General features: G+C 69.5%; 13 protein-coding genes. 4 read left to right on the plus strand and 9 right to left on the minus strand.

The window, feature by feature from the left end:
• Positions 1-43: 43 nt before the first annotated feature.
• From BMY35_RS31465 to BMY35_RS31475, 3 genes are all read right to left on the minus strand, one after another.
• Positions 44-1417 carry a sigma-54-dependent transcriptional regulator gene (locus tag BMY35_RS31465; RefSeq protein ID WP_093207025.1) on the minus strand — a complete coding sequence of 458 codons (1374 nt, stop codon included), beginning with the start codon at positions 1415-1417 and terminating at the stop codon, positions 44-46.
• Positions 1418-1424: 7 nt separating this feature from the next.
• A complete protein-coding gene (locus tag BMY35_RS31470) occupies positions 1425-3287 on the minus strand; it encodes a sensor histidine kinase (RefSeq protein ID WP_093207027.1) in 1863 nt (620 codons plus the stop codon).
• 77 nt (positions 3288-3364) lie between these two features.
• Positions 3365-4729, minus strand: coding sequence for a dicarboxylate/amino acid:cation symporter (locus BMY35_RS31475; protein WP_093207030.1), 1365 nt, complete (start codon positions 4727-4729; stop codon positions 3365-3367).
• A 248-nt stretch (positions 4730-4977) separates the two neighbouring features.
• Here BMY35_RS31475 and BMY35_RS31480 point away from each other — a divergent pair, with 248 nt between their 5' ends.
• Genes BMY35_RS31480 through BMY35_RS31490 form a run of 3 tightly spaced genes read left to right on the plus strand, consistent with a single transcriptional unit; the run spans position 4978 to position 7580 of the window.
• Positions 4978-6396, plus strand: coding sequence for an MFS transporter (locus tag BMY35_RS31480; protein ID WP_093207032.1), 1419 nt, complete (start codon positions 4978-4980; stop codon positions 6394-6396).
• Positions 6397-6435: 39 nt separating this feature from the next.
• Positions 6436-7134: an aspartate/glutamate racemase family protein gene (locus tag BMY35_RS31485; RefSeq protein ID WP_093207035.1), complete on the plus strand. Its 699-nt coding sequence runs from the start codon at positions 6436-6438 to the stop codon at positions 7132-7134.
• Between the two features lie 44 nt (positions 7135-7178).
• Complete coding sequence (locus BMY35_RS31490; protein WP_093207037.1) at positions 7179-7580, plus strand: PaaI family thioesterase; 402 nt, start codon at positions 7179-7181, stop codon at positions 7578-7580.
• A gap of 21 nt (positions 7581-7601) precedes the next feature.
• Here the strand turns inward: BMY35_RS31490 and BMY35_RS31495 are convergent, their stop codons facing one another.
• The 4 genes from BMY35_RS31495 to BMY35_RS31510 are packed head-to-tail and all read right to left on the minus strand — an operon-like array spanning position 7602 to position 11665.
• A complete protein-coding gene (locus tag BMY35_RS31495) occupies positions 7602-9881 on the minus strand; it encodes a xanthine dehydrogenase family protein molybdopterin-binding subunit (protein WP_093207040.1) in 2280 nt (759 codons plus the stop codon).
• A gap of 10 nt (positions 9882-9891) precedes the next feature.
• Positions 9892-10365, minus strand: coding sequence for a (2Fe-2S)-binding protein (locus BMY35_RS31500; RefSeq protein ID WP_093207042.1), 474 nt, complete (start codon positions 10363-10365; stop codon positions 9892-9894).
• Positions 10366-10400: 35 nt separating this feature from the next.
• Positions 10401-10769 carry a c-type cytochrome gene (locus BMY35_RS31505; protein WP_093207045.1) on the minus strand — a complete coding sequence of 123 codons (369 nt, stop codon included), beginning with the start codon at positions 10767-10769 and terminating at the stop codon, positions 10401-10403.
• A 53-nt stretch (positions 10770-10822) separates the two neighbouring features.
• The gene (locus BMY35_RS31510) at positions 10823-11665 is read right to left on the minus strand and encodes an SDR family oxidoreductase (RefSeq protein ID WP_093207047.1); all 843 of its coding nucleotides are present in this window, start codon (positions 11663-11665) and stop codon (positions 10823-10825) included.
• Between the two features lie 163 nt (positions 11666-11828).
• On the opposite strand from BMY35_RS31510, the gene BMY35_RS31515 reads away from it, so the two are divergent.
• Positions 11829-12746 carry an AraC family transcriptional regulator gene (locus BMY35_RS31515; RefSeq protein ID WP_093207050.1) on the plus strand — a complete coding sequence of 306 codons (918 nt, stop codon included), beginning with the start codon at positions 11829-11831 and terminating at the stop codon, positions 12744-12746.
• 12 nt (positions 12747-12758) lie between these two features.
• On the opposite strand, the gene BMY35_RS31520 is transcribed toward BMY35_RS31515, so the two are convergent.
• Both BMY35_RS31520 and BMY35_RS31525 read right to left on the minus strand, forming a co-directional pair.
• Positions 12759-16160: an efflux transporter outer membrane subunit gene (locus BMY35_RS31520; RefSeq protein WP_093207052.1), complete on the minus strand. Its 3402-nt coding sequence runs from the start codon at positions 16158-16160 to the stop codon at positions 12759-12761.
• Positions 16148-17491 carry a hypothetical protein gene (locus BMY35_RS31525; protein WP_093207055.1) on the minus strand — a complete coding sequence of 448 codons (1344 nt, stop codon included), beginning with the start codon at positions 17489-17491 and terminating at the stop codon, positions 16148-16150. Before BMY35_RS31525 ends, BMY35_RS31520 begins: the two co-directional genes overlap by 13 nt.
• Positions 17492-17504: the final 13 nt, after the last annotated feature.

Consider the following 17504-nt stretch of genomic DNA (forward strand, 5'->3'; position numbering starts at 1 on the left):
GAACTGAAGAGGGGCCGGCCGCGGGAAGCGGCTGTCGACAGCCCTACTTGAACTCGTCCACTGTCAGGCCCAGCTTGCGCACTTTGTCGTGCAGCGTCTGGCGCGCGATGCCCAGCGCCGCGGCGGTGGCCGGCTGGTCGCCGCGCTGGCGTCGGAGCTCCTCGACGATCACGGCGCGCTCGAACGACTCCACCTGCTGCGGCAGCCCGCGGGGCAAGGCTGGCACGCCCTGGGCGCCACCACCGGCGCCGCCGTGCGTCTGCGTGAGGCGCTCGCCGAGCAGACCCAGCACGAAGCGGTCGGCCACGTTGCGCAGCTCGCGCACGTTGCCGGGCCAGGCGTAGGCCATCAGGTCGGCCAGCTGCGCGTTGCTCAGGAGCGGCGCGGGCCGGTCGTAGCGGCTCGCGGCCTGCAGCGTGAAGTGCTCGAACAGCAGCGGAATATCCTCGCGCCGCTCGCGCAGCGGCGGCAGCTCGATGAAGGCCACGCCCAGGCGGTAGTACAGGTCGGCCCTGAACTTCTGCTGGTCGCTCATGGCCTTCAGGTCGTCCTTGCTCGCGGCCACCACGCGGCAGTCGAAGGGAATGGTCTTGTTCGAGCCGATGCGCTCGATGCTGCGCTCCTGCAGCGCGCGCAGCAGCTTGATCTGCACCGCCATCGGCATGCTCTCGATCTCGTCGAGGAACAGCGTGCCGCCGCTGGCGTACTCGAACTTGCCCACGCGCATGCGGCTGGCACCGGTGAAGGCACCGGCCTCGTGGCCGAAGAGCTCGCTCTCGGCCAGCGACTCGGGCAGGCCGCCGCAGTTCAGCGGCACGAAATGCTGGCGCCGGCGCGCGCTGTGGTCGTGCAGGCAGCGCGCGACCAGCTCCTTGCCGGTGCCGGTCTCGCCGTACACCAGCACATCGGCCGATGTCTCGGCCAGCGTTTTCACGGTCTGGCGCACCTGCTGCATCTGCGCCGAACGGCCGATGAGCACCGACTGGATGCCCTGCCAGTTCTCCAGCGCGTCGCGCAGCGCGCGCACCTGCAGGCTGAGCTGCCGGCGCTCGATGGCGTGGCGCACGATGGCCACCAGCCGCTCAGAGCTGAAGGGCTTCTCGATGAAGTCGTAGGCGCCCTCGCGCATGGCCTGCACGGCCATCGCGATGTGGCCGTGGCCGGTGACGAGGATCACCGGCAGCTCGGGGTCGACGCCGCGCAGCTCGGGCAGCCACTCGGTGCCGCTCAGGCCGGGCAGGCGCACGTCGCTGATGACGACGGCCGGCACGCCGAATGAAATATGGGCCCTCGCGCGCTCGGCGCTGGGAAAGGACTCGACTTCGAAACCGGCCAGGGTCAGCACCTGGGTGGTGCTCACGCGGACGTCTTCGTCGTCCTCGATCAGCATCACCCGGATGGCAGGGGCTTCGCTCACTTGGGGATCACTCCTGTTGTGCAATGGAAAGGGCGTCGGGAACCGGCGGGTTGCTGCTGCTGTCGTGCATCACGGCGATGGCCGCCGGCAGGTCGATGACGAAGCAGGCCCCGCCGCCGTCCAGGTTGGCCGCGCGCAGCGTGCCGTCCATGGACCGCACCAATTGTGCCGAGATCACGAGACCCAGTCCCAGCCCCGAGCCGGCAGCCTTGCCGGTGACGAAGGGTTCGAACAGGCGCTGCAGGATGTCGGGGCGGATGCCCGGGCCGGTGTCGGTCACCGACAGCACCACGCGGCCCTCCTTCGGCCGCGCCTGAAGGCGCAGCGTGCGCACCGGCGCGTCCTGCATGGCGTCGATGGCGTTGCGCATCAGGTTGGCGAGCACGCTGCCCAGCGCGGCCTCCTCGGCCATGACGCTCAACGCGGGCGGCTGCACGTCGACCTCGATGGCGACGCGCTGCTTCCTCGAAGCCTCGGCAACGATCACCTGCGCGTCGGCGATCGCGTGCGACAGCAGCACGGGCGCTAGCGGCAGCTCGCTCTTGTAGGCGAAGGTGCGCAGCTGCGAGGTCAGGCGGGCGAGCCGGTCGACCATGCCGCGGATGCGCTCGAGGTTGCCGCGCACGTCGTCGAGGCGGTTCTTGTCGAGCAGGATCGCGGCGCTTTCCGACAGCGTGCGCATCGCCGTGAGCGGCTGGTTGAGCTCGTGCACCACGCCCGCCGACATCTGCCCCAGCGCGGCCATCTTGCCGGCATGCACCAGCTCGCCCTGCGCGGCGCGAAGCTGCGCGGTGCGCGCCGCCACGGTCGATTCGAGCGTGTCGTGCGCCGCCTGCAGCGCGGCCTGGTTGGCCAGCTTCTGGCGCACCGCGCGACGGCGCTGCCACAGCGCCACGGCCACCAGCAGCAGCACCGTCATCGCAAGGCTGGCGGTGATGGCGGCGTTGCGCGCCGCCACATGCAACGGCGCGAGGTTGTCGAGCACCACCAGCTGCCATGGCGCGCCGCGCAGGGTGCGGGCGGAGGCGAGCTGGTCGACGCCGTCGAGCGAGATCACCTGCACGTCGCGGTCCAGCGCTTCCTTCTGCGTCCATTGCAGCGGCTGGAGCGCGGCCTCGCCATAGGGACGTGAGCGCAGCACCTCGGCGCGCTGCAGGGCATCGAGCGGCAGCAGCGGCCTGAACTTGATGTCGTCGCGCGTGGAAAGAATGACCACGCCGCGCTGGTCGATCAGCGCCACGTCGCCCGGCAGCTTGCGCCACGCGCGCTCGGCCTCCTCCAGGTTGATCTTCACGGCCACCACGCCGCGCGAGGTCTGGCCGCGGCGCAAGGCATAGGAAAGGTAATAGCCCGGCTTCTTGCTGGTGATGCCCACGCCGTAGAAGCGGCCCCGGCCCTGCCCCAGCGCGTCGATCACGTAGGGCCGGAACGAGAGGTCCTGGCCCACGGTGGTGCCGGGCTTGTCCCAGTCGGACGCGGCCAGCGAGGTGCCGGAGGCGTCGAGCACGTAGAGCATCTCGGCCCCCGCCGCGGCATTGACGCCGTCGAGATAGCGGTTGACCGAGTCGCGCAGCCGCGTGTCCGCCGGCGTGCCGAGCAGCGCCGGCACGAGGGGCGTCATCTCCAGCAGCGCGGGGAGGTAGTCGAAGCGGGCCAGGTCGGCGTCGAGGCCGGTGGCGAGCATGTCGAGCCGGTGGTCGGCCGCCTCGCGCAGGCGCGCCAGGCCAGTCTGCATGGCGACCTGGTGGCCGGCGAAGGCGGCCACGGCCACCAGGGCCAGCGCCCCGCCCCATCGGGGCAGGCCGCGCCATCCTCTTGTCGCCTGGTCGGAAGTTGAATCGAAACGCCGGGCCGGCTCCCTTGAATTCATGGGCCCGTTATTGCACAAGGCCGGGCCGCCCGCATTAGTGGCAGCCCGATGGCCCCGCGGCGGGGCCGGAGGGAGGATCAGGAAGCCTGCCGCGCGGAGCTGACGGGCATGTGCGTCTCGGTGGCGTCGAGCACGAGTTCGGGCTCGTTGGCCTCGGCCGGGCTTTCCTGGTTCAGGTGCTGGTTCATGCGCACGGTGTCGAGGTCGCCCGTCCACTTGGCGACCACGATGGTGGCCACGCCGTTGCCGATCAGGTTGGTCAGCGCGCGGGCTTCAGACATGAAACGGTCGATGCCCAGGATCAGCGCCAGGCCCGCCACCGGCACATGGCCCACCGCCGACAGCGTGGCCGCCAGCACGATGAAGCCGCTGCCCGTGACGCCCGCAGCGCCCTTCGAGGTGAGCAGCAGCACCGCCAGCAGCGTGAGCTGCTGCGTGAGCGTCATGTCGGTGTTGGTGGCCTGCGCGATGAACACCGCCGCCATCGTCAGGTAGATGGAAGTGCCGTCGAGGTTGAACGAATAGCCGGTCGGAATGACGAGGCCGACCACCGACTTCTTCGCGCCCAGGTTCTCCATCTTGGCCATCATGCGCGGCAGCACCGATTCGCTGGACGAGGTGCCCAGCACGATCAGCAGCTCTTCCTTGATGTACTTGATGAACTTCCAGATGCTGAAGCCGTGGAAGCGTGCGATGAGCCCCAGCACCACGAAGATGAACAGCAGGCAGGTGGCGTAGAAGGTGGCCATCAGCTGGCCCAGTTGCAGCAGCGAGCTCACGCCGTACTTGCCGATGGTGAAAGCCATGGCGCCGAAGGCGCCGATGGGCGCGACCTTCATGATGTAGCCCACGATCACGAAGAGCACGTGCGAGCCCTTCTCGATCACGTCGAACACCAGCGTGCCGCGGCCGCCGAAGCGGTGCAGCGCGAAGCCGAACAGCACCGCGATCATCAGCACCTGCAGGATCTCGCCCTTGGCGAAGGCGTCGACCACCGTGTTCGGAATGATGTTGAGCAGGAAGTCGGTGGTGCTCTGCATCTTGCCCGGGCCGGTGTAGGCCGCGATGCTCTTGGTGTCGAGCTGGGTCACGTCGACATTCATGCCCGCGCCGGGCTTGAGCACGTTGACCAGCACCAGTCCCACGATCAGCGCGATGCTGCTGACGATCTCGAAGTAGAGCAGCGCCATGCCGCCGGTCTTGCCGACCTTCTTCATGTCTTCCATGCCGGCGATGCCGACCACCACCGTGCAGAAGATGATCGGCGCGATGATCATCTTGATCAGCTTGATGAAGCCGTCGCCCAGCGGCTTCATGGAAGCGCCGGTGTCGGGATAGAAATGCCCCAGCAGCACCCCGAGCACGATGGCCGTGATGACCTGGAAGTACAGGGATTTGTAGAAGGGCTTGGGGGCGGTGGTGTGTTCCACGGGGTGACTCATCGGTTTGTCTCCAGTTCGTGGCCAGGCCCCGAATCGGAGGCGCGCGGCCGGCCGGTGGTTCAGCAATCGACATGCCACGGGCGACGCGTGCCCGAGCCGGCCTTAAGTCGTTGATTTCATGAGGTTTTTCATGACCTTGCCGAGCCTGCCCCGCCGACGATCCGGATGACGCGGACCGCGTCCGTCCGATCCCCCGGCTCGCCAACACCGGGTAAACCCTAGGCGCCGGGCGGTGTCAGACTCGGCACATGAACGACAACGCCCGGCCGGAGGCGGCCACGGAAGGCGCCTCGAAGCGCATCGCCCTCACCGTGGCTGCCGCCTTCTTCATGGAAACGCTGGACGCCACGGTCATCGTCACCGCGCTGCCGGCCATCGGGGCCGGCTTCGGCATCGGGGCGCTCGACGCCAGCCTGGGCGTCACGGTCTACCTGATCGCGATGGCCGCGCTGGTGCCGGCGGCGGGCTGGTGCGCGGGGCGTTTCGGGGCGCGGCGGGTGTTCGCGCTGGCGGTCGGCACCTTCACCCTGGCATCGCTCGCCTGCGGGCTCGCGCCGAGCTTCGAGGTGTTCGTGGCGGCGCGCGTGCTGCAGGGCGCGGCGGCGGCCTTCATGTCGCCGGTGGGCCGGCTCGTGGTGCTGCGCGAAACGCCGAAGCACCGGCTGATAGAGGCCATCGGCACCATCACCTGGCCAGGGCTCATCGCGCCGGTGATCGGTCCGCCGCTGGGAGGACTCATCGCCACGCATGCCTCGTGGCGCTGGATCTTTTTGCTGAACGTGCCGCTGGGCCTCGTGGGCCTGTGGCTGGTGATGCGGCTCTTTCCGCGCCGCGCCGACGCGGCCCCGGTTCGCTTCGACGCGACCGGCTTCGTGCTCACCGCCATCGCGCTGGCCGCGCTGGTCGAAGGCCTCACGCGGCTGGGCGGGCCGCAGCCGGGCTCGGCCGTCACGCTCGGGCTGCTGGCGGCCGGTGTCGTGACGGCATTGGCCGCCGTGCGGCATGCGCGGCGCGTGGCGACGCCCCTGCTCGACCTGCGCGCGCTGGCGGTGCCGACCTACGCGCTGGCCACCGCCACGGCTGGCTTCGTCTCTCGCATCGCGATCAACGCCTCGCCCTTCCTGCTGCCGCTGATGTTCCAGATCGGCTTCGGCATGAGCGCCTTCCATGCGGGCTCGATGCTGCTCGTGTACATGGCCGGCAACCTCGCGATGAAGAGCGCCACCACGGCGGTGCTGCGGCGCTACGGCTTCCGCAATGTGCTCACGGTGAACGGCGCGATCTGCGCGGCCACGCTCTTCGGCTGCGGGCTGCTGTCGCCCGGCGACCCGCTGCCGCTGATGTGCGTGCTGCTGTTCGTGGCGGGCATGGCGCGCTCGATGAACTTCACCGCCATCAGCACGCTGGCATTCGCCGACGTGCCCGACGAGATACGCGCCGGCGCGAGCACGCTCGGCACGATGCTGCAGCAGGTGTCGCTCGCGCTCGGCGTGGCGCTGGGCGCGATGGTGCTCGGCGCCTCGCAGGCATTGCGCGGCGCGCCGGCGGTGGAGCTCGCGGACTTCCGGCATGCCTGGTACGTGGTCGGCCTGCTGATGGCCATTGCGACGCTGATGACGCTGCGGCTCGACCGCCAGGCGGGCATGGCGGTGTCGCGGAGGTCGTGAGAACATCCTCCGCTGCTTTCCCTGACGGAGATTTGCTTCATGCCACTTCACATCGGCATCGTCGGCTGTTCGGCCGAAGGCGCTGCGCTCTGCTATCGCACGCTGTGCGTCGAAGGCGCCGGCTACATGGGCCAGGCTCATGCGCACCCCGAGGTCTCGATGCACACGCATTCGCTCGCGGCGTACGTGGATTGCCTCGATGACAACGACATCGACGGCGTCGCGCAGCTGATGCTGTCGTCGGCGCGCAAGCTCGCGGCGGCCGGCGCCGACTTCCTCATCTGCCCCGACAACACCATCCACCAGGCGATGCATCTGGTTCTTCCGCAATCGCCGCTGCCGTGGCTGCACATCGCCGAGGTGGTCGCGGCCGAAGCCGTGTCGCGCGGCTTTCGCAGCGTGGGCGTGCTGGGCACGCACTGGCTGGTGAACAGCGAGGTCTATCCGCAGGCGCTGTCGTCGGCAGGACTGGAGGCCGTGCGGCCGGACGCCGAAGAGCGCTCGGCGATGGGCCGCATCATCATGGACGAGCTGGTGCGCGGCGTGATCAAGCCCGAGTCGACCGCGTTGCTGCAACGGATGATCGACGGCCTGAAGTCGCGCGGCTGCGATGCCGTGGTGCTGGGATGTACCGAGCTGCCGCTGGTGCTGAACGACGGCAATTCGGCGCTGCCGACGCTGGACTCGACGCGCCTGCTCGCGCGCGCGGCGCTGCGACGCGCGACGGCGGCGGGCTGAGCCTTCATCGGCATCGAACTTCCACGAGAACCAAGGAGACATTCATGCCCGACATCGCCACGATGCAGAAACTGCTGGACACGATCTTCCCCGGCCTCATGGGCGTGCGGCTGACCGAGCTCGCACCCGAGCGCGTGGTCGCGCACATGGAGGTGCGGCCCGATCTGTGCACCGCCGGCGGCATCCTCCATGGCGGCGCCTACATGGCATTCGCAGACACGCTCGGCGCGGTCGGCACCATCGTCAACCTGTCCGAGGGCAAGCGGACGACGACGACCGACTCGAGCACCAAGTTCATCGCCGGCGCGCGCGTCGGCACGACGGTCACCGGCACCAGCGTGGCGCTGCATCGCGGACGCACGACGCAGGTTTGGCAAACCACCATCACCAATGCGGACGGCAAGCTGTGTGCTGTCGTCACGCAGACGCAGCTGGTGCTCGACTGAGGGGGCCTGAAGGCACCGTCGTCAGGCCAGGTTGAAGGGAAGCTGGCGCAAGGGCTTGCCCGTCAATCGTGCAATGGCGTTGGCGAACGCGGGCGCCAGCGGCGGCAGGCCGGGTTCGCCCATGCCGGTGGGCGCATCGGCGCTGGGCACGATGTGGACGTCGAACTCCGGCACGTTGGTGATGCGCGCCACGGTGAAGTCACCGAAGTTGCCCTGCTGCACGACGCCGTCTTTCAACGTGATGGCGCCCCCCGACAGGCACATCGACAGCCCCATCACTGCCGCGCCCTGCACCTGCGCCTCCACGCTGCGCGGGTTGACGGCCAGGTTGCAGTGCACGCCGCCGGTGACGCGATGCAGCACCGGCTGGCCGTCCTTGACCGAGGCTTCCACCACGTAGGCCACCACGGATTCGAATGACTCGTGCACGGCGACGCCCCAGGCACGGCCGTCCGGCAGCTGCTTCTTGCCGTAGCCGCTCTTGTCCACGGCCAGTTGCAGCGCGGCGCGATGGCGCGGGTGCTTGTCGCCGAAGAGCTGCATCCGGTAGGCCACCGGGTCCTGCTTCGTGCTGCGGGCGATCTCGTCGATCAAGGTCTCCATGACGAAGGCGGTGTGGGTGGAACCCACGCTGCGCCACCACAGCACGGGCACGTTGACCTGGGGGTGATGCACCGCCAGGCGCATCGGCAGCGGATACGGGTCGCGCATGCCCTCGGTGGCCGTGGCGTCGATGCCGTCCTTCACCTGGAATTGCCCGAACACCGTGCCCGTGGTGATGGACTGGCCCACGATGACGTGGTCCCAGGCCAGTACCTTGCCGCGCTCGTCGAAGCCGATGCGCGAGCGGTGCAGGTGCATGGGGCGGTAGTAGCCGCCCTTGATGTCGTCCTCGCGGCTCCACAGCAGGCGCACCGGCGCGCTCAGGCCGGCGGCGCGCGCGGCCTTGGCGATCTCGCAGGCCTCGACCACGAAGTCGCTCGTGCCCACGAAACGCCGGCCGAAGCCGCCGCCCGCCATCTGCACGTGCACGATCACCTGCTCGGGCTTGAGGTCCAGCGCGCGCGCGGCGGCAGCGGCGTCCAGCCCGGCGCACTGGGTGCCGACCCACAGCTCGGCGCGCCCGTTCGACAGCTTGACGGTGCAGTTCTCCGGCTCCATGGGCGCATGGGCCAGGTAGGGGAAGACGAATTCGGCCTCCAGTTGCCGGGGCGCGGTGGCCAGCGGTGTCATGTCGGCGTCGAACTTGCGCGGGCCGGGGCGACCCGCCAGTTCGCGGTACTGGGCCAGCTGCTTTTCGGTGTCGACCTTCTCGACCGCGGCCGTGTCCCACTGCAGCTTCAGTGCGTCGCGGCCCAGCTTGGCCGGCCAGTAGCCATCGGCCACCACGGCCACGCCTTCGGCGCCGCGGTCCAGCGGCACGCGCAGCACGGCCTTCACGCCCTTGACGGCACGCGCCGCACTGTCGTCCACCGAGGCCAGGCGGGCGCCGAACACCGGCGGATGCGCCACCACCGCCGTGAGCTGGCCCGGGTGCCGCACGTCGATGCCGAAGTCCTGCCGGCCGCTGCTCTTGGCGCGCGCATCCAGGCGCGTGGTGGGCCGGCCGATGAGGCGGAAGTCCTTGGGATTCTTCAGCGCGACCTTCTCGGGCACCGGCAGCGCCATCGCGGCTTCGGCCAGTTCGCCATAGCCCAGCCTGCGCCCGCCCGGGCCCAGCACCGTGCCGGCCTGCGTGCGCAGCGTGGCCGCGTCGACCTTCCAGCGCGCAGCCGCTGCCGACAGCAGCATGGCCCGGGCGCGCGCGCCCAGCTCGCGGTACTGCGTGAAGCTGTTCTTGATCGAGTTGGAGCCGCCGGTCAGGTGGATGCCGAAGAGCGGGTCGACGTAGGCCGCGTCGCTCGAGCCATTGCGGCTGCGCACCAGGGCCCAGTCGGCATCGAGCTCCTCGGCCAGGATCATCGGCAAGCCGGTCTGCACGCCTTGGCCGAATTCCAGCCGGTTGATGGTGACGGTGACTTCGCCGTTGCGTGTGATCTGCACGAAGGCCGATGGCTGTTGCGTCGGTTTGAGGGCGCCAGTCGCCGCCTGCGCTGCGCCGTCTGCCTGCGCCATCGCCAGGTGCGGAAAGGCGCCGAGCGCGAAGCCGCCGGCCCCGGCCATCTTCAGGAAACTGCGGCGAGGCAGCGTGGCGGTTTCGCCGGTGGTTTCGCCGGTCAGGCCCCGGGCCATCAGGCGCTGCATGGCGCGCGGCAGCTCGCGGTAATCGATGTCGGCGAAGTTTGCGATGTTGGGCAGCATGGCGGCTCCTTCAGGCGAGGGTCTTGGCCGCATCGGCCACGGCGGCGCGAATGCGGGCGTAGGTGCCGCAGCGGCAGATGTTGCCGACCATGGCCGAATCGATCTCGTCCGCGCTGGGCTGCTTGCCCCGGGGCAGCGACTTGAGAAACGCCGTCGCGCTCATGATCTGGCCGCTCTGGCAGTAGCCGCACTGCGCCACGTCGTGCCTGACCCATGCGGCGTGCACGGCGGCACCGACGCGGTCGCTGCCGTCGGTCGTTGCCTCGATGGTGGTGATCTTCTTGCCCTCGGCCGCGGAGATCGGCGTGATGCACGAGCGGATGGCCTGGTCGTCCAGATGCACGGTGCAAGCGCCGCACAGCGCGGCGCCGCAGCCGAACTTGGTGCCGGTCATGCCCAGCGTGTCGCGCAGGGCCCAGAGGATGGGGGTGCCGGGGTCGGCGTCGACCGTGTGTTCCCGGCCGTTGACGTGGAGCGCGCTCATGTTCGGTTCTCCGTGGATGGATGGTTGGATCGGATTCACTTGGCGCCGTCGAGCACCCATTGCGCGAGCGATTGCAGGTCGGCATCGGGGACCTGGGCTTGCGGCGGCATCGGCATCGCGCCCCACTTGCCCGAGCTGCCGGCCTTGATGCTTGCTGCCAGCTGTGCGGCCGTGCCCTTGCCGTCGCCGTACTTCGCGCCGATGTCCTTCCACGATGGGCCCACCACCTTGGTCGCGGGCTGGTGGCATGCGACGCACGCGTACTTCTGCGCGAGCGCCTGGCTGGCGACGGCGCGTGCCGGCCACGCGATGCTCACGCCGATGCCGAGCGCTGCGACGAGGGAGGCGGCAAGGGAGCGCCGTACGGATGCGATGCCGTTTTGCTGTTTTCTGTCGTGGGTCATTTCTGTTTCATCCTGTCGATCGGGTTGCCTGATTCGATGGCCCGCGGTCGCGACTACGCGTCCTTATGGGCGAGCGACGTGGACAGGCCGAGATGCGCGTCAGCCTGTGCAAGCAGCGCCTTGGCCTTGGCCTCGAAGGTCTGCACGGCGTCGGCGCCTGCGGCGAATCGGGCCGGGGGCTCTTCGAGTCCGGCAAGCCGCACGATGGCGTCGGCGAGCCTGGCGGGGTCGCCGCCCTGCTTGCCGCTCATGCCGCTCCAGGCGGCAACGGTCTCCCTCGTGCGCTCGGCGTAGTCGTCGATGCTCGGCTCGGCGAAAGTGGTGGAGCCGGCGGTGAGCAGTTCGGTGCGAAAGAAGCCCGGCTCCACCAGCATGGTGCGGATGCCGAACGGGGCGATCTCGGGGGCCAGCGACTCGATCCATCCTTCGACGCCGAACTTCGCCGCGGCATACGCGGTGCAGAACATGCCACCGGCAATCCCGGCGGTCGAGGAGATGGTGAGCAGCAGCCCCGAGCGCTGCCTGCGCATCGCCGGCAGCACGGCGCGCGCGACGTTCATCGGGCCGAACAGCAGCGTCTCGATCTGGCTGCGGACCTGCTGCGGGCTCAGTTCCTCGAAGAAGCCTGCGTAGAAGTTGCCCGCGTTGTTGACCAGGACGTCGATGCGCCCGAACCTCGCGACGGCGGCCTCCACCGCTGCCTGGGCGTCCTCGGGACGGGTGACGTCGAGCTTGATGCTCAACAGGTTGGCGTGATCGCCGATGGCCTCGGCGACCTTCGCCGGATCGCGGCCGGTGGCCACCACGGCATGGCCCGCGGCCAGGGCCGCCCTGGCGATGTCGGTGCCCAGCCCCCGGCCCGCGCCGGTGATGAGCCAGATTTTCCTGTCGGTCATGGGGATGTTCCTTTCGGTGACTGCCAGTGTCTGCCCGAGGCCCACCGACCCGTTTGCCGAAAGCACGCGTGTTCTTGCCTGAAACGACGGAACTGCGGCAGAAACGCGGATCGGGCGAAATGCGCGAGCTAGACTTTGTTCGGGCACCCGCGAAAGGATTCAAATGGAAGCGCCACCGCTGACGCAGCAAGACGGATCGGCAGTCCTGAGCGACCTGGCCAAGGCGGTCGGGCGCTTTGCAGAAAATGACGGCGACTGCATCACCGCCATTCCGGAACTCACGCTGCACCGGCGCAGCGCCGCGACCGAACCCGTGCATTGCATCTATGGCTTCGGCGTGGGAATCACCGTCAGCGGAAAGAAGCGGGTTGCGCTCGGCGAAGAGGTTTTCGACTATTGCGCGGGCCAGTCGCTGCTGACCACGCTCGATCTTCCGGTGGTCACCCATGTCACGCAGGCCAGCAGCGCGAAGCCCTTTCTGGGCCTGATGCTCAGGCTCGACTCGCGCGCCATCGTGCAGGCGGCGGCCGAGATGGCGCTGCCCCAGCCGTCAAGGGACTGCAGCTATAGAGCCATGTCGCTCGGCGATCTCGACCCGACGCTGCTGGGCACGGTGACGCGGCTCGTCGAACTGCTCGCCGAGCCCAGGCTGATTCCCCAGATCGCTCCGCTGCTCCAGCAGGAAATCGTCGTTCGCCTGCTCGCCGGACGCCATGGCCCGCAGTTGCAGCGCCTGGTCGCCGTCGGCACCCCAAGCCAGCAGGTGGCACAGAGCATGGCCTGGCTCAAGATGAATTTCACGCGGCCCGTGCTCGCAGACGACCTGGCCGCCTCGGTGCACATGAGTCCGTCGACGTTCCGGCAGCACTTCCGTGCCGTGGCGGGCATGAGCCCCATGCAGTACCTGAAGCAGCTGCGCCTGCAGGAGGCCCGGCAGCTGATGCTCAACCAGGGCATCGATGCCGGCACCGCGGGGATACGCGTGGGCTACGAGAGCGCTTCGCAGTTCAGCCGGGAATACGCCCGCCTGTTCGGTGCACCGCCGCTGCGCGACATCAAGCGGATGCGGGAAGCGGCCTGAGAGCACCGAGGCCTACGCAGCGCCCCATCCACCGCCGATGGCCTTGTACAGGTTGACCATGTTCACCGCGGCCTTGAGCTGCAGCTCGATCAGCTGCTGCTGCTCGGCATAGAGCTCGCGCTGCGCGTCCTGGCTGGAGAAGTAGTCCTCCATGCCGCTGCGAAAGCGCGTACGCGAAATGCTCGCCACCTTCTCCAGCGCCTGCACGCGTGCCTGCTGCGCCTCGAGCTGCGGCGTCAGGTGGTCGTCGGCGATCAGCGCGTTTGCGGTTTCGCGAAGAGCCACTTGCGCCGCGGATTCGTATGAAGCCATCGCCGCGGCCAGCCGCTCTTCGCTGGCCGTGACGTTGGCGGACCGGCGGCCCCAGTCGAACAGGGGCAGCGACACGCCCAGCACGCCCGCCCAGCTGCTATTGCTGCCGCTGAGCAGTGTCGACAGTTCCCTGCTCACGCCGCCGGTGAGCGCGGTCAGCGAGATGGTCGGCAGCATGGCCGCCTTGGCCGCGCCGACTCCCGAGTTGGCGGCTTCGACGCGCGCATAGGCCGCCAGCAGGTCGGGCCGGCGCTGCAGCAGACTCGACGGCATGCCGGGCGCGACCTGCGCGGTGGAGCGCTGCGGCCAGGGCCGTGCGGCGCCCGTGTCCGGCGGCACGGATTCGCCCACCAGCACGTTCAGCCCCTGCAGGTCCTGCGCGACGCGCATGCGGTATTCCTCCTGCCGCACGCGGGCGTTCTGCAGCAGCGACTGCGCGCGGTACACATCCAGCTGCGCGGCGCCGCCGACCGCCTTGGCGCGGCCGATCATGTCGGCATTGGCGGCCAGCCCGGCCGCGTTGGAATCGGCCAGGCTCAGTAGGGCGCGGTCCGCGCGCAGCGTGAGATAGGCATTCGACACCTCGCCCACCAGGTTCATGCGCGCTGCCGCGTAGTCCCTGTCGCCGGCATCGGCCAGCGAGCCACCCTGCTGCGCGCCGCTCTGCTGGCGGCCGAAGAAATCGAGCTCGTACGAGGTCACGCCGGCCTGGACGTCAAAGCTGTTGGAAACGCTTCCGTCCGACGGCAGGTTGCCCACCGGGCTGAGCGAGCCCTGCGGCGTGGTCTGCGCGCGCTGGGCGTGGGCCGACAGCCCCAGCGGCGGGAACAGCGATGCGCGGCTCGCGGCATACACGGCCCGCGCCTCGCGCGCCTTCGCCGCGTAGACGCGCAGGTCGCGGTTGCGGGACAGCGCGGTGGAAATCAGGCCGCGCAGTTCGTCGTCCTGCACGAAGCCGCGCCAGTCCACCGGCTCCGCGGCCGGCCTGGCCGCACCGGCCGGCCATTGCGACGGCATCGTCAGATCGGGCTGCTTCATCGGCGGCGTGAGATTGCACCCGCTCACCACCAGCAGGACGCACGCAGCCAGCACCAGCAATATCAGCCGCAGACTGAGGCGCACGAAGCCTGCGTCGGGCGAGCGGAAGCCCGCGCTCGCGAACAGGGCCGAAGCGGCCCGCCACGGCCGGACCTGGACGGCGACATGGCTAGGCACCACGTTGAACACATGGCTTACCAGATGCTCGCGCTGCGCCTCGGTGCCAGCGAACCGCAGCTCGGCGCCGGCGGAGCTGCGCCCCGCGAGAAGGGCTGGGAGCCAGCCCACGGGATCGACGTAGACCTCCAGCGGCTGGCCGACGCGCAGGCGCTTGAAGAGGCTGCCGCCCTCGAGCAGCGCACCATCGGCCGCGATGTTGACGAAGCGCGAGTCGCCCTCTCCCGCTGCGGTCCGGACCCGGGTGCGGGCGCGCCACGGGAAGCGCTCCTCCTGCTCCGGCCGCGGCAGGTCGACGCAGGCCATGAGCGCCCCCAGGCACAGCACCAGCGCGATGCCGGTCCACACGAGGTTGAGTTCGTCGCCGGGCGTCAGCGCCGCGCCGCCCAGGGCCGCCGATGCTCCGCCGCCCTGCAGCGCCACGAACAGGCCGCCGAAGACGGCGACCAGCTTCCAGTGCACGACCGTCCTGGAGCGGTCGAGCCCCTTCGCCGTCACCTTGAACGGGTGGCCGAAGGGCCGCAGCATCGCGCTGACCAGCGTGCCGGTGACGGCCATCGCGGCCACCAGCTGGCTGACCTCGCTGAACACGGGCAGGCAGCGGCGCTGGCTGATCCAGTAGCTGTAGGCCCAGAACATCATGAGCGGCGGCAGGCCGTAGGCGGCAAAGGCCTGCGGCGTGGCGTGGAAGGCCGAAACGCCGGCATACCAGTACAGCACCGGCGCCAGCATGATCAGCGCCATGAAGGGCTTGCCCAGCCAATGCAGCAGCCCGTGCAGGAAGTGCAGCCGCGCCGAGAGGCTGTAGCCCGCGCCGCGCAGCGGCCCGTCGGGCAGCAGCGCGAGCTGCACCGTGCCCAGGCACCAGCGGCTGCGCTGGTTGATGTAGTCGACGATGCTCTCGGCCGACAGCCCGTTCGACAGCCGCTCGCCCAGCCAGCGCGTGACGTGGCCGCGCCGCAGCAGCAGATAGGTGGTGTGGATGTCCTCGCACACGCTGCCGACAGGGAAGCCGCCCGCGGCGGTGATCAGGTCTCGCCGCACGATGAACGAGGTGCCCACGCAGAAGGCGGAATCGGCCGCGTCCTTCGCCGGCTGCAGCACGTCGAAGAACACGCGCTGCTCGTCGACCCAGCTGTCGGCGGCGCGCAGGTTGTGCTGGATGGGGTCGGCGTTGTAATAGAACTGCGGCGTCTGCACCAGCCCGACGCGACGGTCCTCGAACAGCCCGAGCATGCGATAGACGATCTCGCGCTGCGGCGCGAAGTCCGCGTCGAGCACGAGGATGAAGGGCGCGTTCGTCACGTCGGCCGACAGGCGCAGCCCGTTGTTGAGGTTGCCGGCCTTCGCGTGGCTGTTGTCGGGCCGCCGCGCGTAGTGCACGCCCCTGCGTTCGCAGTAGTCGCGCAGCCAGTCGCGCCGGGTGTCGTCGAGCACCCAGACCTTCAGTTGCGGATAGTCGATGGCCTGGGCGGCGATGATGGTCTTCTCCAGCACCGCCAGCTCTTCGTTGTACGTGCAGATGAACACGTCCACCGCCGGCACCTGCTCGCCGCGGGCACGCAGCGCGGCTTCGCCCCGGTCGGCCTGCGGCCGGTTGTCGCGGCGTCTCACCAGCATGTGGATGGACATCAGCGTGTAGACGATGGCCGTCAGCTCGAAGCAGAGGAACACCCAGGCAAAGAGCGTTCCGAAGCCGAGGTCCGATGGCGGCATGGTGGCGACCACGCGCCAGACCGCATAGCGCAGCAGGAGCAGCGCGGTCAGCGCGCCGAACAGCATGCGATGCGAGATGCGTTCGACGCTGGCCCGGCTCATCAGGAGCAGCGCGATCCCCGCGATCAGTGCGTTGAACTGGAATTCCGGTGTGGCGATCAGGCTGGACATGATGGAGTGGCTTCCGATGCGGCGGTCTTGCCGGTGAAGGGGTTGAAACCCGTGGCGGCCAGGGCAATCCAGGCAGTCGCGCCAAGGTGCGGCCAGTGGTAGTAATAGAAGTCCGCGCCGGCCGAGTCGGGGCCGATGGCCAGGCCGGTGGAAATGCGGGAAGCCGGCGTCGCGTAGTACAGCCCGTTGCCGGCGCGCTGCGATGCGAGCAGCTGCCACAGGGCCTCGGGCGCCGAACCCTTGCGCGCCACCAGCGTGGCGGCGGCTTGTGCGCTGCCCTCGGTCCAGATGCCGTCGGGGTTGCGCGAGAAGCCGTAGCCGGCTTCGAAGCGATGGTGCTTCTCCACCCATTCGAGCCCCCTGGTCCAGGCACACGAGCCCTCGGGCGCGGCCAGCAGCGGCCACAGTTGCGCATCCAGGCCGGAGCTCTCGGTGGAGAGGGTCGCGCCGTCTTCCTTGGTGCCGATGTAGAAGCGCTGCTCCTGGGGGCTCCACATGCGGCTCACGAAATCGAGCGCGGTGCGTGCCTGCCGATGCTCCGGTGCGTCCCGCTGGCCGCCGGCGCGCGCCGCCCAGGCGGCCGCCATTGCGATGTCGATGTTGTGCTCGGTGGATTTCCAGGTCTGCGCGCGCTGTGCGTTGTCCCAACCGTAGCGCCCGCCGTTGTAGCCGTCCTGGCCGTTCCTGGCGCGCGTGTTCTGCTCGGTCCAGGCCAGCAGCTTGCGCGCGGTCTCCAGATAGGCCGAGGCCGAGGCCGATGACGGCTCGGCCTGGAACAGGTTCAGCATGAGCAGCGCGGCCCAGGCCACGTTGCCGGTGGCGGTGCTGACCTGGTAGGCGTCGGCAATCCATTGCTTTCGCTGCGCGTCCCAGCGACCGGGCAGCGCGGGCTTTTCCTCGGCCACCGGTCCGGCGCGGTAGGCGTTGCGCACGCGCCCGTCGGAAAAGCCCTGGTCATGCGCGACGGCGCGCACCACGGCATCGCCGATGCGCCTTGCTGCGGCACGCTCGCCGCAGGCCAGCAGCGCGATGCCGGCCACGGCGTTGTCGTAGGTGAAGCCGGCGCCCGCCAGCGCGGGCTCGAACGGCGGCTCGCCGCGTCCGGCATCGGCCGGCCTGTAGCTCGCCAGGAACAGCGGCCCGGAAGCGACGCCCGCCTGGTCGTGCGAGACCGCGCGACGCAGCCCCTCGCAGCTCTCGCGCGCGAGCGCCTGCTGCGTGGCGCCGGCCTGCGGCGCCGCAGTTGCAGCCGCGGCGCAGGCCAGCGCCGCAGATACGGCAGCGCATCGCACCCGCGCGCGGGAGAAGACAGAGATCGCAGAGATCGGCATTGCGTGCTCTCGG

The sequence above is a fragment of the Variovorax sp. YR750 genome, assembly GCF_900109805.1.
GTDB lineage: Bacteria > Pseudomonadota > Gammaproteobacteria > Burkholderiales > Burkholderiaceae_C > Variovorax > Variovorax gossypii.